This is a genomic window from Echinicola sp. 20G, from assembly GCF_015533855.1.
Taxonomy (GTDB): Bacteria; Bacteroidota; Bacteroidia; order Cytophagales; family Cyclobacteriaceae; genus Echinicola.
Map to the genome: position 1 here is coordinate 5,139,222 of NZ_AP024154.1, position 23,279 is coordinate 5,162,500.

General features: G+C 41.5%; 18 protein-coding genes and 2 rRNA genes (1 of these 20 only partly in view). 10 read left to right on the forward strand and 10 right to left on the reverse strand.

The features are described 5' to 3' along the window. The first annotated feature begins 4 nt into the window (after window positions 1-4). Entirely contained in the window at window positions 5-1,645 is a 1,641-nt protein-coding gene (locus JL001_RS20675; RefSeq protein WP_200979553.1) for a hypothetical protein, read from the forward strand. 75 nt (window positions 1,646-1,720) lie between these two features. Here the strand turns inward: JL001_RS20675 and ggt are convergent, their stop codons facing one another. Continuing rightward, window positions 1,721-3,463, reverse strand: coding sequence for a gamma-glutamyltransferase (gene ggt / locus JL001_RS20680; RefSeq protein WP_236252923.1), 1,743 nt, complete (start codon window positions 3,461-3,463; stop codon window positions 1,721-1,723). A gap of 550 nt (window positions 3,464-4,013) precedes the next feature. Here ggt and JL001_RS20685 point away from each other — a divergent pair. Then, window positions 4,014-4,898, forward strand: a complete 885-nt coding sequence (locus tag JL001_RS20685; RefSeq protein WP_200979555.1) for an AraC family transcriptional regulator — start codon at window positions 4,014-4,016, stop codon at window positions 4,896-4,898. 239 nt (window positions 4,899-5,137) lie between these two features. Here the strand turns inward: JL001_RS20685 and JL001_RS20690 are convergent, their stop codons facing one another. The 4 genes from JL001_RS20690 to JL001_RS20705 all read right to left on the reverse strand — a co-directional run bounded on the left by JL001_RS20690 (window position 5,138) and on the right by JL001_RS20705 (window position 10,063). Continuing rightward, window positions 5,138-6,385, reverse strand: coding sequence for an FAD-binding oxidoreductase (locus tag JL001_RS20690; protein ID WP_200979557.1), 1,248 nt, complete (start codon window positions 6,383-6,385; stop codon window positions 5,138-5,140). 308 nt (window positions 6,386-6,693) lie between these two features. Further along, complete coding sequence (locus JL001_RS20695) at window positions 6,694-7,692, reverse strand: 4-hydroxyproline epimerase (protein WP_200979560.1); 999 nt, start codon at window positions 7,690-7,692, stop codon at window positions 6,694-6,696. A gap of 20 nt (window positions 7,693-7,712) precedes the next feature. Then, the gene (locus JL001_RS20700; RefSeq protein ID WP_200979561.1) at window positions 7,713-9,152 is read right to left on the reverse strand and encodes an aldehyde dehydrogenase (NADP(+)); all 1,440 of its coding nucleotides are present in this window, start codon (window positions 9,150-9,152) and stop codon (window positions 7,713-7,715) included. Continuing rightward, complete coding sequence (locus tag JL001_RS20705; RefSeq protein ID WP_200979563.1) at window positions 9,152-10,063, reverse strand: dihydrodipicolinate synthase family protein; 912 nt, start codon at window positions 10,061-10,063, stop codon at window positions 9,152-9,154. The genes JL001_RS20700 and JL001_RS20705 overlap by 1 nt, the downstream gene beginning before the upstream one ends. A gap of 208 nt (window positions 10,064-10,271) precedes the next feature. On the opposite strand from JL001_RS20705, the gene xseA reads away from it, so the two are divergent. Then, window positions 10,272-11,588, forward strand: coding sequence for an exodeoxyribonuclease VII large subunit (gene xseA, locus JL001_RS20710; protein ID WP_200979566.1), 1,317 nt, complete (start codon window positions 10,272-10,274; stop codon window positions 11,586-11,588). Then, on the forward strand, window positions 11,578-11,781 hold the full coding sequence (xseB, locus tag JL001_RS20715; RefSeq protein ID WP_200979568.1) for an exodeoxyribonuclease VII small subunit: 204 nt from the start codon (window positions 11,578-11,580) through the stop codon (window positions 11,779-11,781). Before xseA ends, xseB begins: the two co-directional genes overlap by 11 nt. Window positions 11,782-11,796: 15 nt before the next feature. Here xseB and JL001_RS20720 read toward each other — a convergent pair whose 3' ends face one another. Further along, window positions 11,797-12,432, reverse strand: coding sequence for a TetR/AcrR family transcriptional regulator (locus tag JL001_RS20720; RefSeq protein WP_200979570.1), 636 nt, complete (start codon window positions 12,430-12,432; stop codon window positions 11,797-11,799). Window positions 12,433-12,573: 141 nt separating this feature from the next. Between JL001_RS20720 and ligA the strand changes: the two genes are divergently transcribed. The 3 genes from ligA to dapA are packed head-to-tail and all read left to right on the forward strand — an operon-like array spanning window position 12,574 to window position 16,409. Next, on the forward strand, window positions 12,574-15,039 hold the full coding sequence (gene ligA, locus JL001_RS20725; protein WP_200979572.1) for an NAD-dependent DNA ligase LigA: 2,466 nt from the start codon (window positions 12,574-12,576) through the stop codon (window positions 15,037-15,039). A gap of 15 nt (window positions 15,040-15,054) precedes the next feature. Further along, window positions 15,055-15,546 carry a hypothetical protein gene (locus JL001_RS20730; RefSeq protein WP_200979574.1) on the forward strand — a complete coding sequence of 164 codons (492 nt, stop codon included), beginning with the start codon at window positions 15,055-15,057 and terminating at the stop codon, window positions 15,544-15,546. Window positions 15,547-15,548: 2 nt separating this feature from the next. Beyond that, complete coding sequence (gene dapA, locus JL001_RS20735; RefSeq protein WP_200979576.1) at window positions 15,549-16,409, forward strand: 4-hydroxy-tetrahydrodipicolinate synthase; 861 nt, start codon at window positions 15,549-15,551, stop codon at window positions 16,407-16,409. A gap of 54 nt (window positions 16,410-16,463) precedes the next feature. On the opposite strand, the gene JL001_RS20740 is transcribed toward dapA, so the two are convergent. After that, window positions 16,464-16,640, reverse strand: a complete 177-nt coding sequence (locus JL001_RS20740; RefSeq protein ID WP_192012212.1) for a histone H1 — start codon at window positions 16,638-16,640, stop codon at window positions 16,464-16,466. Window positions 16,641-16,737: 97 nt separating this feature from the next. Continuing rightward, window positions 16,738-17,988 carry an aminotransferase class I/II-fold pyridoxal phosphate-dependent enzyme gene (locus tag JL001_RS20745; protein WP_200979578.1) on the reverse strand — a complete coding sequence of 417 codons (1,251 nt, stop codon included), beginning with the start codon at window positions 17,986-17,988 and terminating at the stop codon, window positions 16,738-16,740. Between the two features lie 176 nt (window positions 17,989-18,164). Here JL001_RS20745 and JL001_RS20750 point away from each other — a divergent pair, with 176 nt between their 5' ends. The 3 genes from JL001_RS20750 to JL001_RS20760 are packed head-to-tail and all read left to right on the forward strand — an operon-like array spanning window position 18,165 to window position 21,542. Further along, window positions 18,165-19,670 carry an acetyl/propionyl/methylcrotonyl-CoA carboxylase subunit alpha gene (locus JL001_RS20750; RefSeq protein ID WP_200979580.1) on the forward strand — a complete coding sequence of 502 codons (1,506 nt, stop codon included), beginning with the start codon at window positions 18,165-18,167 and terminating at the stop codon, window positions 19,668-19,670. Then, window positions 19,663-20,967, forward strand: a complete 1,305-nt coding sequence (locus JL001_RS20755) for a DUF1015 domain-containing protein (protein ID WP_200979583.1) — start codon at window positions 19,663-19,665, stop codon at window positions 20,965-20,967. The genes JL001_RS20750 and JL001_RS20755 overlap by 8 nt, the downstream gene beginning before the upstream one ends. Next, window positions 20,964-21,542 carry a Maf family nucleotide pyrophosphatase gene (locus JL001_RS20760; RefSeq protein WP_200979585.1) on the forward strand — a complete coding sequence of 193 codons (579 nt, stop codon included), beginning with the start codon at window positions 20,964-20,966 and terminating at the stop codon, window positions 21,540-21,542. The genes JL001_RS20755 and JL001_RS20760 overlap by 4 nt, the downstream gene beginning before the upstream one ends. 171 nt (window positions 21,543-21,713) lie before the next feature. Here JL001_RS20760 and rrf read toward each other — a convergent pair. Both rrf and JL001_RS20770 read right to left on the reverse strand, forming a co-directional pair. Further along, window positions 21,714-21,825: ribosomal RNA gene (gene rrf / locus JL001_RS20765) — 5S ribosomal RNA — on the reverse strand. A gap of 116 nt (window positions 21,826-21,941) precedes the next feature. Further along, window positions 21,942-23,279 (reverse strand): 23S ribosomal RNA (locus JL001_RS20770); it runs 1,538 nt beyond the window's last position.

Here is a 23,279-nt window from a genome sequence, read left to right on the forward strand (position 1 = left end):
AAAAATGAGAATTCTATTATCAGTATTTATACTTTTATTGGCTCTAAACACCTCGCTCCTGGCACAAAACCCAGAAGATTTGTCGTGGCCTCAAGAAAAAACCAGTGTCCATATCAGTAAAAACATTGCTGTTGTGGGAGAGTCTGTTCCTCTCTCAGTAAAAATAAGAATGGAAGGTCAGCCAAGCCCTTCACAATTTGCTTATGTGGATTTGATCAGTCGAAATGGTGAACGCGTATCTGGCTCCATCATTCCCTTAACCAAAGGAGCAACCAATGCTTACGTGAAAATTCCTGAAAATATCCCTACGGATCATTACCTCCTTAGGCTTTACACCCGGTTAGCAGCAAGCTTAGCGGATGATTCCCAGTACCACCATGAATTGATCACGGTTATCAATCCTGAGATCCCGCCTGTCCAAGTTCCAAAGCCATCCAACTCCCAATGGGCGCCAAACAAAAGCAGCTCCACTATCAAAATCCAGAAAAACAAAGAGCAGTTGCTTAGGGAAGAATTAGGAGAAATCATGATAGAGGCTTCACCTGACCAAGAGCTTACGGTCTCCATCAGTAAGAAAAACCCTTTCTTGGAAGCAACAGTTTTCACAGGCCAAATATCTCCCAGTACAGAATCAAGTCAGATCATCCCTGAGCTGAGAGGGCATATAGTAAAAGGGCAACTAATTACCGACCAAATTGACACCAAAAGACCTTACTTACTTTCTGTACATGGTGACCAATCGTCACTTTATTTGGGCAAACCAAACAGTCAAGGAGAAGTCTATTTTGATCTTGGGGCCCTGAAAAGCTATAACTTTATGATCCTCCAGTCTGATGCCGATTCTATTCCTTTTAGCATGGACCTTCAGGAACCTTTTGCCCCCTCCTCTAAGGAGAACCTGTTACAGTTTCCTGCTGTCAACATCTCTGAAGAAAATAAGGAAATGATGGATGATCTCGTTTTGAGCTATTCTACGACCGACTATTTCTACGCACCTCAAAAGGCCGCTACTCTTCCTATTGTCACCGGATTTGATGCAGACCGGGCTTATAATTTGGACGAATACAACCGCTTTGAATCGCTTGCAACAACGCTTAAAGAATATATCCCCACGGTTTTGGTCAGGAAAGAAAAAGGGAAATTCCACTTCAAATTATCCAATTTTCCAGAGGATAATGTTTTCCAAAATAACCCTTTGATGCTGATTGATGGAATGCCTGTTTTTGACAGTGATGCAATTGGGAACTTCAGTCCGGATAATATCAAAAGAATCGAGGTGATCAACAGAAAATTCTTTATCCTTGACAATGCCTTTGAAGGAGTATTAAATTTCACTTCCTATGAAAATGATTTTGGTGGTTTTCCAATTCCTAAAAATGCCCTCTACCTCGAATATCCTAAAATCCAAAACCCTATGATATGGAATTTCAATGGTCCTGAAAGCAATAGCAGCCAACGCTTACCTGACTTTAGGACCATTTTTTACTGGGATGACACCGTAAAAACAGATAGTAACGGAAAAGCCAAAATAAATTTTAAAACTTCCGAGATAAGTGGTGAGTATGAAATAAAAGTTAGTTATACCAACTCTTCCGGAGAACTCATCCAAACCGTATCCAGCTTTATGGTAAAAGATACGCAGTGATAATTCCTTGTTAATAGAATAGAAAAGGCTGTCAAATTACAGCCTTTTCTATTCCATATCATACTCACCAAACAATCAATACCCTGCTGCCCAATCATCTCCTCTTGGATCACCAGCGCCTTCCAATTTCCCATCAGGTTTGACCAAGATAGCATCTACCCTACCTATACTTCCTCTTTCCCTGATTTCATGTCCCATCGTTTTTAACTCATCCTTAGTGGATTTATTCAAAGCTCCCTTTTCAGGAAAAATAAAGTTGGGTTTCCATTGGTGATGGACCCTACCGGCCGCTACTGCTTCACTCATGCTCATTTGATGATCCACTACATTCAGGATAGTTTGGTAAACTGAAGTAATAATGGTACTTCCACCTGGCGTTCCCACGACCATAAACAACTCCCCGTCTTTTTCTAAGATAGTGGGTGTCATGGCACTTAACATCCGCTTCTCAGCTTGAATGGCATTGGCTTTACCACCCAATAAGCCATAAACATTCGGTACACCCGGCTTACTACTGAAATCATCCATCTCATTGTTCATTAAAAAACCAGCCCCCGTAACGAATACCTTTGAACCATAGCCTGAATTAATGGTTGTGGTCACGGAAACAGCATTCCCATCAGCATCAATAATCGAATAATGGGTGGTCTCTTCACTTTCCTGATGATCCAAATTCATGGCTAGTACCTCTTCACTGTCCGTTGCCTTTTCGGGATTTATTTGCGCTACCCGACTTGCCAAATAATCATCATCCAGTAACTGTGCTTTAGGCACCTCCCAAAAATCTTCATCTCCCAGGTGCTTGGCCCGATCAGCATAAACCCTTCTTTCCATTTCTGTCATCAAATGAATGGTTTTTGCCTCATGAAAACCCAATTCACCCAGAGGAAAATGTTCTGACATTTTCAAGAGCTGCATCAGTGCAATTCCACCACTGCTCGGCGGTCCCATACTATAAACTTTGGTATCCCTGTAATTCCCCTGGATTGGCTCCCGCCATTTAGAGGTATATTTTTCCATATCCTCCAATTCAATAATACCATTTCCAGCTTTCATTTCTGCAACCAACAGCTCAGCCGTTTTACCTTTATAAAATCCATCACGGCCTTCCTGTTGAATTCGCTTCAAAGTAGCGGCCAAATCTTTTTGAACCAGCACATCTCCTTTTTCCCATTTTCCTTTCAACTTCACCAAAGGAATCCGGGTACTGTCCCTGTTATGCTTGATAAAGACAGACCGGTATCTGTTGTAATTGTTTGCCTGATTTTCTGTGATGGCAAACCCTTTCCTGGCCAGCTGATATGCCGGTGCTATCAAATCCTTCAAAGGCAAACTTCCATACTTTTTATGGGCCTCAATCATTCCTTCTACAGAACCAGGAACGCCCGATGCCATTGGACCGGCCAAGCTGAGCCCATCAATGATCTCTCCATTTTCATCTTGATACATCTCTTCATAAGCAGCCAAAGGTGCTTTCTCCCTAAAATCCAAAGAGGAAACATCTCCATTGGACTGACGGTACATCATAAACCCTCCACCTCCAAGGTTTCCCGCGGCTGGATAAACCACTGCCAAGGCAAAGTGAACTGCCACCATCGCATCTATGGCATTACCACCCTTTTGAAGCACCTCAATTCCTACCTTTGACGCTTCGGGATGAGCTGAAACCACCATGGCCTTTTCTCCTATAGCGGATTTCCCTTCCAGATAATCCTTTTTGCTTATTTTGGCGCAGCTGGCCAAATAAACCATAAGCAGTAAGATAGAAGTCCCTTGAAAAATGCGGAAGCGATTCACCATCAGTTTTTTTAATATCATGATTTTTGGAAATTGAAGTATTTGATAATAATAAAGTCAACTTAAAAAAAGTCTGCCTCTATTCTAATCGAAAAATATTCCCAATATCACATAAAACAAAACCGATCATCATTTCTTCTGCCCAAACCATCAATTAAAAAGAAAAAGCCCCACTTTAAATCGATTTGATTGACCTATGCTTCTGTAATTTATTGCTAAATTAATCCGCTGTGCTTGTTAGTTAATTATTATTAACTTGAAGGCGTTTTAATGCGGGTAGGTCGACACAGCTGCGGGCCGGCGTTGGCCTTGCGGGAAGAAGCTTTAGCTGTGTCTTGATTTTTCTTTGCTTCGTTTCTTTTCATCTAAGGAAAAGAAATGAAGAGTTAAACTTTGGAAACAGTGTTAAGTGTTAGTATTAAGATACTATTTCAAATAATGGATTTTATAAAAAAATAGAACTAACACGATAGGTTAAATTAAATCTAAGAAAATAGTTATGCCAAAAAATAGTTTCAGTCTCCTCCAGAAATCATAAGGAACCTATAATAAACCGTTAATTCAGATTAGCATGAAGCCTATTTTATTTAAAATAGCCAAAACCGAAGAAGAGGCCGTTCGTATTTTACAGGAAGACTATCCTTACTTTTATGACAACCTACATTACCATGTAGAAACACAAATTATGGTCATTATTGAAGGAGAAGGCACTTACTTTATCGGCGATGCCATCGGCCATTTCAAAACTGGTGATATTTTTATCTTGGGTTCCAATCTTCCCCATTTCTTCAGAAGTGACAAATCTTACTATGAGGATAATACAAATTTGAGATCCAAAAACATTTCCATTCTATTCTCTTTTGAGGCTTTGGGAGAAAAACTGCTCGGGCTTCCTGAATTCCATGGCATCAAAAAGCTATTGCAATTCAGCAAAAGAGGCTTATTGGTGGAAGGCAAATCCAAAGAAGCCCTTTATCATTCAGCTGAAAAAATAGCTCAAAAAAGTGGTTTGGATAGAATTCTTTATCTTCTAAAACTACTGGATAAACTCTCCAAAAGTACAGAACTGACCGCCTTGAGCCATATTAACTTTGAACCGGACTCTTTGCCTAAAGACACCACCAAGGTCAATATGGTCATTAATTTTATCATGGAAAACTTCTCGCAGGACATTTCCCTTGCAGATGCTGCCGGGGTCGCCAACCTGAGCATCAATGCCTTTTGCCGTTATTTTAAGCAACATACCCGCAAGACATTCTCCCAGTTCCTCAATGAAATCCGAATAGGTCATGCCTGCAAACAATTGATTGAAGAAGAGTTCAGTGTCAAAGAAATTGCCTTCGATAGTGGTTATTTTAACATTTCCTACTTCAATAGGCAGTTCAAACAAATCACCGGCTACACACCTTCCGATTATGTGAAAGCCCATACCCAAAAACACAACAAGGCCAGCTAGCCTGAAGTTATTAGTAGCCACATATCAAAAATAGTGGGCCATGATTACGAAAAGTGTTTAATAAATCCTGGTAAACTAATTAAAAGTAACCTACAGCTGATTTAGACAGCTGTAGCCGCTAATGGATATACTGGTACCAACAGTAAAACTCAATCACTAAAAAACATCCGTGTTAATCCGTGTCTATCTGTGGTCTTTATTACTAAAATGATTGCACCTCTAAATAATGGATAAACCTACTAGGCATACCGGTCCACCGCAAAGCCTTTCAATGGAACAATTCCTTCTTTGCCTTTGCTGAGGTCAGCTAGAATTTTCCCGGTAGCTGGAGCCAAACTCAGTCCCATCATACTATGACCTGCACCGAAAGCCACATTTTTCCATATTGGAGCCTTACCTATATAGGGTAGTCCATCAGGAGAACAAGGACGCATTCCTTTCCATATTTGACTTTCTTGGGGAAAGTCAGCCTTAAAATCAGGATAATAGGCCTTTATGGATTCATAAATTCCACGAACCCTATTGAGGTTGATTTCCTCTGACTTATTGGAAATTTCCATGGTTCCTCCAAATCGAACTTTATTTCCATATGGGCTTTGTGAGACCCTCGCTTCTGTCAAGATACTGGCCTGCATCAATGGAGGTGTATTGGGCAATTCAAAACTATAGCCCTTCCCTCCCATCATGGGCAACCTAAAGCCCAGCATTTTAGCAATCTGATCGGACCAGCTTCCCGCACAAACCATCACCTGATCGCAATCTATTTTACCCTCATTGGTAATCACCGCATTGACCTTATCCACTCCCTTTTCAAAGCCCTCTATGCTTACTCCAGGTTTTAAAATCACCCCTTGATCAATTAGGTAATGCTTCAATTGGATATAAAGGTCCTTCGGGGATAAGTGGGCATCTTCTGGAAAATAGATTCCTCCCCGAGCATTCAGTCTTTGATTGGGTTCTAATTTTTCGATATCCCCAATACTCAATATTTCGGCTTTCAAACCACTTTGTTGGGCCACATGACAAAACTCAGCCTCTTCCTTCTCTCCCTCTGCTGTCTTATATAGCATCAGCAATCCCTTGTCCTGCAGTTGTATATTGCCATTTCCATGTTCTTTCACAAAATCCAAATACAACTGTTTACTGAATAAACTGATCCCTTTTAAATAAGGAATCGATTTTTGAACATGTTTGGCATTGGAGTTTCTATAGAACAACAAACACCAATCAATCAATCTTTTATCCAATCTGGGCTGAATATAAAAAGGACTTTTGGAGGAAAGCATCCAGGAAATGCCTTTTGAAATCATACCTGGTGAGGCCAGAGGAATGATATGGCTAGGCACGATCATGCCAGCATTTCCTGTAGAACAGTTGACTTCCATGTCTCCTTTATCCACAACTATCACTTCTGTTCCCTCCTTATGAAGAAAGTAAGCCGTAAAAAGCCCCACTATTCCTCCACCGATTACAACTGTTGGTTTCATATCGTTGTTCGTCCAAATATTGAACTGTCTAATTATAAAGTTTATTCTCCCGGATTATAGGCTTCTTATTGAATGAATTCCAGCAATGACAAAAACGAGCGAAGCAAAAGGCTGAAACTTTCAATGTTCAACCTTCACTAAATTTAATAGCGTTGAGGGCAAGAATAGAAAATAAAAAGGTTAAAACTCTATGTATTAACACCTTACACACCCTACCTTTTATCTCAGCCACAATCTTTGATATTCAGCTCAGTTCACCTGTCTCCCGACATCCATCTCAAGTCTAGCGTCTATTGTCTTAAATCTTACTAAATCACCTGAAATCCATGTACGTAAGGATCATTATCATCTAGGAATATGGTGCTATACCCTGTAACCATTGCCCACCCTTCAATGCTCGGAACAATCGCAGGAATCCCTCCGACGGTAGTCGTCTCTACAATTTCCCCTGTAAACTTGGAACCAATATAGCTTTCATTGACAAAGGGTTGATTCGCTTTCAACTTACCCCTGGCATGCAGTTGAGCCATCCGCGCAGAGGTACCTGTTCCGCAAGGAGATCGATCTATGGCCTTGTCTCCATAAAAAACAGCATTTCTTCCATCAGAAGATTCATCTAAGGGCTTCCCGATCCATTGAATATGGCTTAGCCCATTGATACGAGGATTTTCAGGATGAATAAATTCATATTTCTCATTGATGGCCTTCCTTAATTTCCGGCTCATGGTAATCAGTTGCTCAGCCGTAAAGTCCTGCAGCCCGCTGAAATTTTCTTGCGGGTCAATGATGGCATAGAAATTCCCTCCATATGAAACATCAAAGGTCAACTCTCCCAATGTTTCACAAAGAATGGTCAAGTCTTGAGCAATGACAAAACTGGCCACATTGGTAAGTTTTACGGACTTCACCTTTTTACCTTCCTGCTCATATTTAACCTTTACCAGGCCAGCCGGAGTTTCAATCCTAAGCTTTCCTTCTTCTTTGGGGACAATCAGTCCCTCCTCAATGGCCACCGTCACCGTGCCAATGGTTCCATGTCCACACATCGGTAGACAACCACTGGTTTCGATGTACAGTACGGCCACATCATTGTCGGGATCATGAGGTGGATAAAGCATGGATCCCGACATCATGTCGTGCCCTCGAGGTTCAAACATCAAACCTCTTCTGATCCAATCATAATTTTCAATGAAAAACTGACGTTTTTCAAACATATTCTCTCCCTCCAAAAAAGGAACACCACCAGTAACCACTCTTACCGGATTACCACAGGTATGAGAATCAATACAACTAAATGTTTTCTTCATTCAATATTTATACAAGAACTTTATGGCACCAATTTCCCATCCACTATTCTTGGTATTCCCAATGGATTGGATTCTTTCAAAGCTTCTGGCAACAACTGATCCGGACAATTCTGAAGGGCCAAAGGCCTCAAGAACCGCTTGATGGCATATACCCCGACCGAGGTACTTCTGCTGTCAGAAGTAGAAGGGTAAGGTCCTCCATGTTGCATGGCATACCCAACTTCCACGCCGGTAGGAACTCCGCTAAACAATAATCTTCCGCATTTCTCTTGAAGCTGACTGATCAATTCTCCTAGCTCCTTTAACTCTTGCTCTTCGGCCCAAAGGGTGATGGTCAATTGACCCTGAAGCTGTTCCGCAACGTCATGGAGCTCTTCCTGATTTTTATAAGAAACCACGATTCCAAAGGGACCAAAAACTTCTTCCTGAAAAGACTTGTTTGCAAGCCAATCTTGGACATTGGTCATGGCCAAAGCAGGTTCTCCCAAGCCCGTGTCAATTGCCTTTTTGCTCCAGTTCAATCCTTCAGATTGCGCTAAGTCACCTAATGCACTACTGTAAGCCTTTTGGATACCTCCATTGAGCATGGTCTGTCCATCGATGCCTTCCAAAACTGCACCAGCTTTTTCGGCAAAAGTGTGAGCATACTTTTCAGGAATAAAGATAATGCCCGGGTTCGTGCAAAACTGTCCCACGCCCATGGTCAATGATTGCGCATACTGACCGGCCAAATTTTCAATGTCTCCATGAAGCATCCCTTCCGTTACAAAAATAGGGTTTGTGCTTCCCATCTCTGCATAAACAGGAATGGGTTCTTGACGGCTGTTTGCTAAATCAAACAAAGCTTTTCCTCCTTTGAAAGAACCAGTAAATCCAACTGCTTTAGTCAGTGGATGTTTTACCAATGCTTGACCTTCTGCTATGCCTCCTTCCACATGTTGGAAAACCCCTTTAGGCAAATCAGCTTTTTCCAAAGCTTTTTGAATGGCACTGAAGACCAGTAAAGAGGTTTTTGGATGAGATGGGTGACCTTTATAGACCACAGTACAGCCTGAAGCCAACGCGGACACACTGTCTCCCCCGATGGTAGAAAATGCCAAAGGAAAATTGCTGGCTCCGAAAACAGCCACAGGCCCAATCGGAACTAAGTACCGACGCAAATCTGGCTTGGGAGCTGGAGTCCTTCCCGGATCCCCATGATCGATGGTAGCCTCTAGGTAACTGCCTTCTTCAATGTAAGAAGCAAAGAGTTTTATTTGACCTGTGGTTCTGCCAAACTCGCCTGAGATTCTACCTTCTGGTAAATGGGACTCCTCACATGCTGTAGAGACCAATTCCTCCTTTACCTCTTCAAGGCAGGATACTATTTTCCTTAGGAAGTTGGCCCTCTCTTTAATTGAGGTGTTTTTATATTGCTTAAATGCTTTTGTGGATTGGTTTAATACCTGATCTATTTGCATTACACGCTGGTTTTTAAAGATGTTATTTCCGGTCTATGATCCAAACCTTTTTGAATGACCGCTTCAATTTTGTTTCTTTCTTCTCCTACCAAGGTTAACCTCGGTGCACGGACATGCTCAGTCCCAATACCTGCCATTTGCTCAGCAAGCTTGATGTATTGTACCAATTTAGGATGAATATCCAACTCTAGCAATGGCAAGAACCACCTATAAATGGCCAGAGCCTCATCAATTTTCCTTTCTTTGATTAAATCAAACAATACCACTGTTTCCTTTGGAAAGGCACATACCAAGCCAGCAACCAAGCCATCTGCTCCCATCAAGACACTTTCCATGGTGAGGGTATCCACTCCACACAAAATCTTGTAACGGTCTCCAAACCTGGTTTTCATCCTTGTCACATTGGAAACATCTCTGGTGGACTCTTTCACAGCTTGGATATTTTTACATTCCATAAGCTCATCAAACATTTCCAAAGTCACGTAAGTTTTATAATCTACAGGATTATTGTAAATCATAATTGGCAAAGAAGTCGCATTGGCAATGGTCTTGAAGTAGGTAACGGTTTCCCTATGATCTGACGGGTACCTCATAGGAGGTAAGAGCATTAATGCTTCCGCTCCAATTTCCTCCGCTTTTTTGGCCCAATATACCGCTTTGGAGGTAGACCCCTCTGCAATATTGAGAATTACAGGCACCCTGCCAGCTATCTTCTCGATAGTCTTTTGTGTCAACTCCAGCTTCTCTTCATCGTCCAAGACACTGGATTCACCGAGTGTCCCGCCCAAAATCACTCCACTCACTCCTGCCTCAATTTGAGCTTCAAGGTTAACAAAAAACATATCATAATCGATACTACCATCAGCATGAAATTTCGTGGTGACAGCAGGAAAAACTCCGTTCCAATTCATAGTTCTCTTATTTTGTTTAAGACAAAGGTAGGGCTTGGACCAATACTATAATTGCACCAGATTAGTGATATATAATACCATATTGATATGCTTGCAAAACCCAACCAAAGGAATTTCATTTATTGTATGGTGTCCCATTAATCCCATACCTTTATAGAAAGATAGCTGATTCCAATTCCTCTTCCCTATTTTTTATTTACTTTGTCACATGCTAAGTCCACTTTCCTTATTAGAGCTTAATCAACAAATCCAACAAGTCCTTGATAGTCATCTGGATCCCTCATATTGGGTCATCGCAGAGATTGGAGAAATCAGGGACTCCCCTAGGGGGCATGCTTATTTGGAACTGGTGGAGAAAAGTGAACAGCAGATCTTAGCCAAAATCAAAGCCAATATCTGGTCTTACACTTACCGAGGAATTGCTTCCAGGTTTACCCATATTACCGGGCAACCTATCAAAAGTGGCATGAAGGTCCTTGCGCAAGTTGGTGTTCAATTCCATGAAGTCTATGGTCTAAGCTTAAATATCAAAGATATTGACCCCAACTTCACATTGGGGGAAAAGGCAAGAAAACGCCAAGAAACCATAGACCAACTCAATAAGGAAGGACTGATGAATCTCAATAAACAGTTCCTTCTTCCCAAGGTCCCACAAAGAGTTGCTGTAATCAGCTCTCCCAATGCTGCTGGATTTGGGGATTTCACCAACCAAGTTGATCACAATCGAGAAGGGTATAAAGTACATTGGAAGCTTTTCCCTGCTACCCTGCAAGGAGATCAAGCAGCCAGTAGCATCATCCATGCAATCAATGAAGTGGAAGAAAAACTTCAGGAACATTCTTTTGACTTATTGATCATCATTCGTGGGGGCGGTGCACAGCTGGACCTTGATTGTTTTGACGATTACAACTTGGCCAGGGCTATCGCCAATACGACCTTGCCAGTAGTTACCGGCATTGGTCATGAAAGGGATGAATCCATTGCTGACATGGTAGCGCACAGCAAAATGAAAACACCTACTGCAGTGGCCGAATTTATTCTTTCAGGATTTAGGGATTTTGAAGACCAAATCGAAGGCCGCTTAAAACAATTGGAAAGACACGCTGCTTACCAGCTACAAAAAGAAGATCGAAGGATCAACAATACAGAACATCTACTCAAAAGTATCTTCCTTTCCCAAGTTAACCGAGAGAAAGAAAGAACATTAAGGTCACAGTACAATATTATATCCCGTTCAGGACAATTGATCAAACTCAAATCCAAGCAATTGGATCACTTGGATGAAAACTTCAAGAAACTTACCAGGTCAATTTTATCACAGGAAAAACTAAAATTGGAAAGACTTAATAAAGATCTTAGCAGGCTAGACCCTATGACCTTTTTCCAAAAAGGCTATACCAGGTCAGAAATCAATGGAAAACCTTTAAAACAGGTAGCAATATTAGCTGGAGATATCCTGACAACATACACCAGCAAGGAAGTTATTAAAAGTACCGTCAATTCTATCCATAAAAATGAGCAATAAAGAGAATTTCAGTTATGATAAGGCCATGGCCAGAATCGAGGAAATCGTCCAACTCTTGGAGGATGATGAAAAGAGCATCGATGAATTATCGGCTTTGGTCAGCGAAGCCAGCAAACTGGTAAAGGAATGTAAAACCAAGCTTAGGCTAACCGAGGAAGACATTTTAAAAGCATTTGGAGAAGATGAGGCCTAGCTTTTAGGCTTCCTCCTATTTTTGTTTGATGTATTCTTCTCTGGCCTCAGGAGTCAAAATTCCTTCAAAGATAATCGAAATGGCCTGATCATATATTTTGGCAGGATTTACTTTCAAACTTGTCACCATTTCCCTGGGAAATTGCGCCAAAAACCTAGGGTCAATTAAGTTTTGGATAGCAGAGGCATACAAAATCACTACCATACTCTTATCCACATGATCAGAGACCAATCCCTGATCTATCCCATCCTGAATCAAACGCTGAAAACGCAAATAGGCCGAAGTCCTGATATAATCTTCCAAAGCAGCCCATACTGCCGGAACATGCTCCCTTAAATCCGCTAATAAATCAGGATTGATATGAGCCAAATCCTTGGCTATAGCAGACAGCATTGATTTTAACTTCATCAAAAAAGTCAATTCCTCGTTTTGAAGAATCGTCTCCACTTTTAGCCCAAGTCTTGTCTTCAATAGATTAAAAGAGGCTTCCAATAGCTCCAATTTGCCTGGAAAATACTGGTAAACAGTCTTTTTACTCATTCCCAATTTCTTGGAAATATCGTCCATCGTGGTATTTTTAAATCCCTTTCTGAAAAACAGCTCATTTGCTGCTTCCATGATTTTTACTTCTACTTCTTGCTTATTACTCATTTCCTTCCTAACTGACTCTCAAATATAGCCATTAAGCTCCAAATAGCTAAGCTTTCTAAATTATACAGGTCTCGTATCCGCTAAATTCACCTAAAAAATGTAGATTTGGACATTCATTTTAAAACATACTACAGGACCTACATGAGCAGCGTTTCGAACAAAGAAGTCCAAAATCGTATTGCTGAATTGACAACGATTATCAATCGTCACAACCATCTTTACTATCAAGAAGACAAGAGTGAAATCAGTGATTATGAGTTTGATCAACTTTTGGCAGAATTGGCCAGCTTAGAGGAACAATTTCCAGAATACCAAGATAAAAACAGTCCTACACTTCGAGTTGGAGGAACCATTACCAAGGAGTTTGAAACTGTTGAGCATGAAACCAGAATGCTGTCTTTGGGCAACACCTACAGTAAGGAGGAATTGCTGGCATTTGACGAGCGCGTAGCCAAAGGTTTGGGGCATAGAGCATATACTTATTTTTGTGAACTAAAGTTTGATGGAGTAGCCATAAGTATTGTTTATGAAAATGGAGAACTGGTAAGAGCGGTCACCCGAGGAGATGGGTTCAGAGGAGACAATGTGACCGAAAACGTCAAAACCATTAAAAATATCCCTCTCTATTTAAAAGGAGAAAATATCCCTGCAAAATTTGAAGTACGTGGAGAGATCTTTCTCCCCATTAAAGAGTTTGAAAAAATCAATGCGGAGCGGGAAGCCAATGGAGAAGCCCTTTTGGCCAACCCAAGAAACACGGCCTCTGGAACCCTAAAAATGCAGGACAGCGGCGTGGTAGCTAAAAGGAGGCTTAATTGCTACTTTTACCAACTCCTTGGCGATGACATCGGTGTGGACAATCACTTTGAGGCCATGCACTTGTTGGAAGAATGGGGGTTTAATATCTCCCCTACTTACAAAAACTGTACAGATATCAATTCAGTATTTGACTATATCGAGTCTTGGAGAGAGAAGCGTCATGAGCTTCCTTTGGATACTGATGGAGTGGTACTGAAAATCAACAATTACGACCAACGAGAAGAATTAGGCTTTACTGCCAAAATACCCAGATGGGCCATTGCCTATAAATACAAAGCGGAAAGTGCAGAAAGTGAACTGATGTCTGTCACTTACCAAGTGGGCAGAACAGGCGCCATTACACCTGTGGCAAACCTTTCCCCGGTGCTGCTTGCTGGGACTACCGTCAAACGGGCTTCCTTGCACAACGCCAATGAAATTAAAAGGTTGGACTTGCATGATGAAGACACCGTTTATGTAGAAAAAGGAGGAGAAATCATCCCTAAAATCACGGGGGTAGCCATCGATAAAAGAAAACCCAATGCATTGCCAATTGCTTACATCAGCCACTGCCCAGAGTGTGGCACCCAACTAGAACGCAAAGAAGGAGAAGCAAAGCATTTCTGCCCAAATACTACTTCCTGTCCCCCTCAAATACTGGGAAGGATCGAGCACTTCGTATCCAAGAGAGCCATGAATATTGATAGCATGGGTACGGAAAGGATCAGGGCATTGATCAATCAAGGTTATGTGGAAAATCCAGCAGACCTATATGAGCTGGAATCACAAAAAGACAGACTCTTAGGCCTGGAAATCAATTCGGACCAATATGAAAAGAGTAGTGATGGCTACCTTTATGTAGCGCTGAGAAAAGCTCTTTTCTCTATTACGGAAGGCATTGCCCTTTCGGCAATTGATAAATACCTCACGGAAAACGAAACGCTTGAGCAAAGCCCAAAACTTAAGAATTTCTCAACCTTCATCAGGAGTCAAAATAAAAAAGTAGGCCAAAATATTGCTTCCCTTGAAAAATTCATCGAGCTCTTGACTGGCCTTGAACATGATCAAATTGAAGACTTTGTGCCCACCTCTGCAGTTTTGGCCATGTTTGTGGGAAATCAGATCAGTGTGGAAGAGCTTCGCAAAATCAGTCAGAAAAACAATACGGTGCATGATATCGTGCTCACTTTCAACTTTGAGTTGAGCAGTGACCAGGAAGATAAAATCAAAAAGCTTAAGGGAAACACTTTTCAAGAAGGGGTGATTTCAAATATGCTTCAAGGGATCAATGTGTCCAAAGAACAACCTTTTGAGAAGGTACTTTTTGCCATTGGAATAAGAAACATTGGCGAAAACACTGCTCAAATTCTGGCTCAGCATTTCAAAAATATTGATGATTTGAAGGAGGCCAGTACCGAGGCTCTTCTGGAAATCAATGGTGTAGGAGAAACTTTAGTGCAAAGCCTTCAAGAGTTTTTTGCGCAAGAAACGCATCTCCAAATGGTTGAAAGGCTAAGGACTCATGGGCTTCATTTCGAGATCAAAGAAGCAGACCTTCCTCAATTGGAAAGCAATAAATTGGAGGGAATGAAAATATTGGCTTCAGGAAAGTTAAATCACTTTAAACGCGATGAGATTATAGATGTGATCACTGCAAATGGTGGTACATATGTAAAATCAGTTTCCAAAAGTCTTAGCTTTATCATTGAGGGAGAAGATATGGGGCCAAGCAAAAAGGAAAAAGCGGAAAAGCTGGGCGTGAAGTTAATCTCTGAGGCAGAGTTTTTGAAAATGATCGATACGCAATAACGTAATCCAGACAACATGAAATGGATCAAAGAGTTCTTTGTCGCGCTTGAAGTCAAAAAAAACAGACCGATTGATTACCAGAAATACAAAAAATCAATTGAGGATATAAAATCAATTCATATTTTAGCGGCTTCAAATGATGACTTGCTTGTGATCGAGCGTGTTGTACGAGCAAATTGGCCTAATGAGCTTTCCTTCTCCGGAAGGTATTATAATGAAGAAGAGGATAGTGAAAATAACTTTACCCAAAATGACTTCAACTTATTGGGTAAACCAAACGAATCCTTACAATCCTTTTTAAATGATCAGGCTGACATCTTTGTTGTTGCTGTAGATGACCTAAACTCCTACATGCACTTAGTAACAAAAAACAAACATGCTGCCTTTAAAATAGGCTTTCATTCACCTGAAGGAGGTGAACTATTGGATCTCATGCTTGCGAAAGAAAAAGACGATCTAGTATCAAATATTGAAAATTTACTTAAATACCTAAAGAAGATAATTTAGAAATGGAGCAATTTATTGGGACAGGAGTAGCGTTGATTACCCCTTTTGAAGAGGATGGAAAAATTGATTTTGTTGGGCTGAAAAAGGTAATCGACCATGTGATTCAGGGAGGCGCTGACTATTTGGTAGTGCAAGGAACCACTGGAGAAGCATCTACCATGACCCGGGAAGAAAAAAGAATCGTCCTTGCAGAAGCAATAAAAATTAACAATAACAGGGTTCCTATTGTTTATGGAATCGGCGCAAACAACACCCAAGCAGCCATTGATGAAATCAATGATACAGACCTTTCTGGTGTTGCTGCATTGCTTTCTGTTAGCCCTTACTACAACAAGCCTACGCAAGAAGGAATTTACCAACACTATATTAAAGTAGCTGATGCAAGCCCTATTCCTGTCATCCTTTATAATGTACCGGGAAGGACTATGTCCAATGTAGCAGCGGAAACTACTTTAAGATTGGCCGACCATCCTAATATCATTGGGGTAAAAGAGGCAAGCGGAGACTTGGTCCAATGCATGAAAATTGTGAAGGAAAAGCCAGAAGGATTCTTATTGATCTCTGGTGATGATATGCTTACCGCAGCCATGAGAGCCATAGGCTGTCAAGGTGTAATTTCTGTTTTGGCCAATGCCTATCCTGAAATATTCAAGTCTATCAGTCATGGAAGTATAGATGAAGCCAAAGAAGCTACTTTTAGGTTATTGGATATCAACTCATGGATGTATGCTGAAAGCAACCCAGTGGGGGTTAAAAACCTGTTGAAGCAAATGGGTGTTTGTGGAGACCAAGTGAGATTACCACTGCTAAGGGCAAGCAAAAGTCTCGAGGATAAAATCAAGCTTTTGTCAGAAAACGTTTAAAACAAAAAAGGTGACCAACTGAGCTGGTCACCTTTTTTTATACTAAGGAACTTATTAACCTTGATTTTTGATATCCTGAACTTCCTTACGGATGTCCTGTGCAATATTCTTAAGATCTTGCATGCCTTTTCTAACTCTAGTTCCTGCAGCTTGGTTTCCCTTGTCATAGAACTTTTCGAAATCAGCTTCCAAAGCCATAACTAGATCCTTGATTTCACTAAATCTGCTCATAGTAAAAATTAATTTTTTGGTTGATGATAAGTTTTATTTTCCCAACAATATAGTCAAAATGTTTATAAAACAACAGATCAGGCACTTTTTTTGGAAATTATTCCCCGAAAGAAGTAGCCAATTCAGTGGTCTTATAATAGCCACTGGTCAACTTATCTTTGATCGCTTCAAAGGCAATAATTGTCTCCTTCACATCTTCCAAAGTATGCACCGCAGTTGGTATCAATCTTAAGATAATCATTCCTTTCGGAACAACTGGGTAAATAACTACTGAACAGAAAATATTATAGTTTTCTCTAAGGTCTTTGCTCAATGTTGCAGCCTCCCCAACAGTACCGTTCAATACAACTGGTGTAACAGGAGTAGTAGTGGTACCGATGCTGAAACCTTTTTCTTTAAGACCGTTCTGAAGTGCGTTGACTACTTTCCAAAGATTGGCTTTGTGCTCAGAATTATTTCTTAGCAACTCCAATCTTTTCAGCCCGCCTTCTACAAATACCATAGGAAGGGACTTGGCGAAAATCTGTGAACGCATGTTGTATTTCAAGTAGTGAACTACTTTCTCATCACCAGCGATAAACGCACCAATACCGGCCATTGATTTAGCAAAAGTAGAGAAATAAAGATCAATTTGATCTTGAACACCTTGCTCTTCTCCTGCTCCAGCACCTGTTGGTCCCATGGTTCCAAAACCGTGAGCATCGTCCACAACCAATCTGAATTGGTATTTCTCCTTAAGCTTAACAATGCCTTTAAGGTCACCCATATTACCTGTCATACCGAACACTCCTTCAGTGATCACAAGAATGCCTCCTCCGGTTTCATTGGTAAGCTTCTCAGCTCTAACCAACTGCTTCTCGAAGCTTTCCATATCATTGTGAGGGAATACGAAACGCTTGCCGATATGCATTCTCAATGCATCAATGATACAGGCGTGGCATTCACTATCGTATACAATCACATCCTTACGATCCACCAAAGAGTCGATCACGGACATAATACCCTGATAGCCAAAATTCAACAAATAAGCTTTTTCTTTACCTACAAACGCTGCCAATTCTCTCTCCAACTGCTCGTGCAAATCCGTATTACCAGACATCATTCTGGCACCCATCGGATAGGCAGCTCCCCATCTTGCTGCTGCTTCTTGGTCTGCTTTTCTTACCTCAGGATGATTGGCCAATCCAAGGTAGTTGTTCAAGCTCCAAGTAAGGACTTCTTTCCCTTTGAATTTCATTCTAGGAGCTATTTCTCCTTCCAATTTAGGGAACATGAAATATCCCTCTGACAAGTCAGAATGCTTGCCCAAAGGACCTAGATTAGTGTGTAGTTTTTCAAATATATCCAAAACCTATAATCGTTTAGAGTACTTAATGCTTACTTCTTATACTGTTCGTTAAAACCCCCAAAAATAGCACTTTTTATAATCCTGTGCAAAAATAGCCCTGCTTTTCAGTTATTCACGCATTATTCTTATCTTTCAATACATGCTTTTTTAACCTTAAAAATACCCAAAGTAAAACCATGAGTAGCATACAAAAAATCCTAGTTGCCAACCGAGGGGAAATTGCCCTGAGGATCATGAGAACTGTTCGAGAAATGGGCATTCAATCCGTAGCTGTATATAGTGACGCAGATAGAAATGCCCCCCATGTTCAATATGCAGATGAAGCAGTTTACCTAGGGCCTTCCCCCTCTAATAAATCCTATCTCTTAGGTGATAAAATCATTGAACTTTCAAAAGCATTAAAAATGGATGCCATTCACCCCGGTTATGGCTTCTTATCTGAAAATGCAAGCTTTGCCCAAAAGGTAACAGATGCTGGATTGATCTTCATCGGTCCTTCAGCTTCCGCTATAGAAATCATGGGCAGTAAGCTTGCTGCAAAAAAGGCTGTGGCCCAATACAATATTCCCATGGTGCCTGGAACGGAAGAAGCTGTTTCGGACATTGCAGAAGCTAAAAGAACCGCAAAGGAAATAGGTTATCCTATCTTAATCAAAGCCAGCGCCGGTGGAGGTGGAAAAGGAATGCGTATAGTTGAGCAAGAGAGTGAATTCGAAGAACAAATGCAGCGGGCAGTCAGTGAAGCCAAGTCCGCTTTTGGAGATGGAGCTGTTTTTATAGAAAAGTACATCACCTCTCCAAGGCATATTGAAATTCAGATATTGGGCGATCAGCATGGAACTATTGTACACTTATTTGAAAGAGAATGCTCTGTTCAGAGAAGGCACCAAAAAGTCATAGAAGAAGCACCCTCAGCAGTAGTCTCCCCGCAAATGCGGGAAGCTATGGGCAAAGCGGCAGTAGATGTGGCCAAAGCGTGTAATTACTATGGAGCAGGAACTGTAGAGTTCATTGTAGATGAAAAACTCAACTTTTATTTTTTGGAGATGAACACCAGGCTTCAGGTGGAACACCCTGTAACAGAAATGATCACCGGAAAAGACTTGGTCAGGGAACAGGTCTATATTGCCGAAGGGAAAAAGTTAAGCTTTTCACAAAATGACCTCTCCATAAGAGGACATGCCATAGAAGTGCGTGTCTATGCTGAAGACCCAAAAAATAACTTTCTACCTGACATCGGAAAACTATCTTTCTATAAAAAGCCTCATGGACCCGGTATTCGAGTTGATGATGGTTTTGCCGAAGGAATGGATATTCCTATTTTCTATGATCCTATGATTGCTAAACTGATCACTTATGACGAAAACCGTATTGGCGCCATTAGCAAAATGATCAGAGCTATTGAAGGCTATAAGATCACAGGAATTGAAACAACACTTTCTTTCGCTAAGTTCGTCATGAGCCATGAAGCATTCCGATCTGGCAATTTCGATACAAAATTTATAGAAAGGTATTTTACTCCAGAAAACTTAAATGACACCTTTGATGAGAAAGAAGCTGAAATCTTAGCGACAATAGCTGTGCATTTATTTGCTTCTGGCAAAAACAAAAGCAAATCTTCAAACATCGACCAGCAGACAAACAATTCTTCAAATTGGAATAAAAGAAGATGGAATGGCTGAAATATTACCGCTAAAAGCTTGGAGGTACCATCCCAGATATACTGATTCTTTGGAGCAGCTTACTTCCCCCCTATTTGATGTAGTTTCTCCAGCCCAATTAGATTTACTGTATACAAACCCCATCAATAGTATTCACTTTACACTGCCAAATAAAGAGAATACAGTGCAGGAAACATCTTCTTTGTTGAAAAACTGGAAGGATCAGGGCGTGATCATCCAAGATCAACTTCCTGGAATATATGTTTATTACCAGTATTTCAGACTTCCCGGATCATCAAAAGAACATTGCCGAAAAGGTTTTGTCATTCACATCAGAGCTTACGACTGGGATGAAAAGCAAATACTCAGGCATGAAAACACCATAGCCCATTCAGTAACTGAAAGAGTCAACCTCTTGAACGCCACAGAAATCCAGTCAAGTCCAACTCATGGTTTGTATGAAGATGCCTCATTTTCATTAGAAGGCTACATGGATGAATCCATTAAAAACCCAATATATGATTTGAAGGATTACCAAGGGGTGAGGGAAGTTTTATCCGTAATCACAGATGCTACAATTATTGCACGCTTTATATCCTTTATGAAGGACAAAAAAATTATTCTGGCTGATGGACATCACCGATTGCAGGCAGCCATTTCTTACAAACATCAGTGTGCTAAATCAAACAAAAATCACAATGGAAATGAGGGCTACAATTATCATATGATGTACTTGACCAACTCTCGGTCAAATAACTTAAAAATCCTTCCAACTCATCGCTTAGTCAAAAAATTAGGGAGCTCCAGAGAAACCGTCTTAGATAAAAGCAAAAAATATTTTGACATTGAAACTATTTATGACGCTGATGAAATCGACCCCATGAATTTACAACAGAAATGGTCTTTCATATTACTATTTCGAGAACAAGCATATTTGATTGTCTTAAAGGAAAACAAGATAAATGAATTTAACAGTGCTCTTCCAGAAGCAGTTAAAAACTTGGATTTATCCGTCCTTCACTATTTCTTTGTGGACAAAGTTTTAGGTATTCCATTTAGAAAACAACGTTTTGATGATAATCTGCTGTATGAAAAAAACTTGCTCCGTTGCCAACATAAAGTAGCTGACAAAGAAGTAGACCTAGCCATCATAACGCGCGAAATCCTAATGGAAGAAGTAATGGCCGTTTGTCATTCAGGTCATACATTACCTCAGAAATCAACCTACTTTTATCCAAAAACTTTATCCGGATTGCTCTTTGGCTCGGTTAAAAGTGAAGAATTCAATTATCCATATTCAAAATATTTCAATCCTTGAAAACCTTACTTCCCAATAAAAAAATTATCCTAGCCTCTAAATCTCCCAGAAGACAAGAGCTTCTAAAAGGTCTTGACTTGATATTTGACACAAAACTAAAAGATGTAAATGAGGATTTTCCAGCCAATTTACCAGATAACGAAGTGGCAGCTTTTTTAGCTGAAAAGAAAGCTATGGCCTTTGAAAATGACTTGAATGAGGATGAGATTTTGATTACTTCAGATACGACTGTTCTTATTGACAAAAAGGTATTAAACAAACCAAAAGATAAAGATGAAGCCATCCACATGTTGAAGCAACTATCTGGGAACATTCACCACGTCATTACAGGTGTTTGCATCTTTGATAAAACCAAAAAAGTAGTCTTTGATGATATGACAGAAGTGCACTTCAAACACTTAAGCATGGAAGAAATGGAGTATTATATTGACAAATACCATCCATTTGACAAAGCAGGCTCATACGGGATTCAAGAATGGATTGGCTATGCGGCCGTGGACAAAATAATAGGATCATTTTATACGGTAATGGGACTTCCTGTTCATCGCATATATGAAGAGTTAAAAAACTGGTAGGTTTATCAAGCCATTTTCAAACACAAAAGCCAAGAACTTTAGTAAAGTCCTTGGCTTTTGTGTTTATTCAGCTGGCCAACAGGATCCCAACCCTTGTGTTTTGGTCAAGTCTTCCTATGTCTTATGCCACAAAAAAAGCCCCCTGTCCGTGTAGGACAGGGGGCATATAGTTGAGGGCGGCGACCTACTCTCCCGGGTGTAACCCCAGTACCATCGGCGCGACAGGGCTTAACTTCTCTGTTCGGGATGGGAAGAGGTGGATCCCCTGCGCCGTACCGCCCAAAATCTTTTGGCTAGGTCGCCTGATTTCTTTTGTACCATACATACTACAGGTAGTATATCGGTATCCGATTCAATATCCTGGTTACAATGACAACTTAAAGATAATACAACATTTCCACAGGTAAGCTTTCGGGCAATTAGTACTGCTCAGCTATGCCGTCTCCGGCTTTACACCTGCAGCCTATCAACGTCATCGTCTATGACAACCCTATACGGAAACCTCATCTCGAGGTGGGTTTCGCACTTAGATGCTTTCAGCGCTTATCCCTTCCGGACGTAGCTACCCGGCAGTGCAGTTGGCACCACAACCGGTACACCAGCGGTCCGTCCAACCCGGTCCTCTCGTACTAAGGTCAGATCCTCTCAAGTTTCCCACGCCCGCAACAGATAGGGACCGAACTGTCTCACGACGTTCTGAACCCAGCTCGCGTGCCACTTTAATGGGCGAACAGCCCAACCCTTGGGACCTTCTCCAGCCCCAGGATGTGACGAGCCGACATCGAGGTGCCAAACCTCCCCGTCGATATGAGCTCTTGGGGGAGATCAGCCTGTTATCCCCAGAGTACCTTTTATCCTTTGAGCGACGGCCCTTCCATACGGTACCGCCGGATCACTATACCCGTGTTTCCACCCTGCTCGGCTTGTCGGCCTCGCAGTCAAGCTCCCTTATGCTATTGCACTCCGCGCACGGTTACCAAGCGTGCTGAGGGAACCTTTGGAAGCCTCCGTTACTCTTTTGGAGGCGACCACCCCAGTCAAACTACCCACCAAGCAATGTCCCCGACATAGCGGGTTAGACACCAAGCAAACAAAGGGCCGTATTTCAACAATGGCTCCACAACGCCTGGCGACGCCGCTTCATAGCCTCCGGCCTATCCTACACATCGTTTACCCAATGCCAATGCTAAGCTGCAGTAAAGGTTCATGGGGTCTTTCCGTCCCGTTGCGGGTACGCGGCATCTTCACCGCGACTACAATTTCACCGAGCTCATGGCCGAGACAGTGCCCAGATCGTTACACCATTCGTGCAGGTCGGAACTTACCCGACAAGGAATTTCGCTACCTTAGGACCGTTATAGTTACGGCCGCCGTTTACCGGGGCTTCAGTTCAGCGCTTCTCTTACGATAACGCCCCCCCTTAACCTTCCGGCACCGGGCAGGTGTCAGGCCTTATACTTTGTGTTTCCACTTCGCAAAGCCATGTGTTTTTGATAAACAGTCGCCTGGGCCTTTTCACTGCGGCCTCTCATCTTGCGATGAGTAGGCGCCCCTTCTCCCGAAGTTACAGGGCCATTTTGCCGAGTTCCTTAGCCATGATTCACTCGAGCACCTCAGGATTCTCTCCTTGACCACCTGTGTCGGTTTGCGGTACTGGCATATATACGCTTAACGCTAGAAGATTTTCTTGGAAGTTCTTAGGTCCGCTATCCGCGCTCCCGAAGGATTGCGGTACTA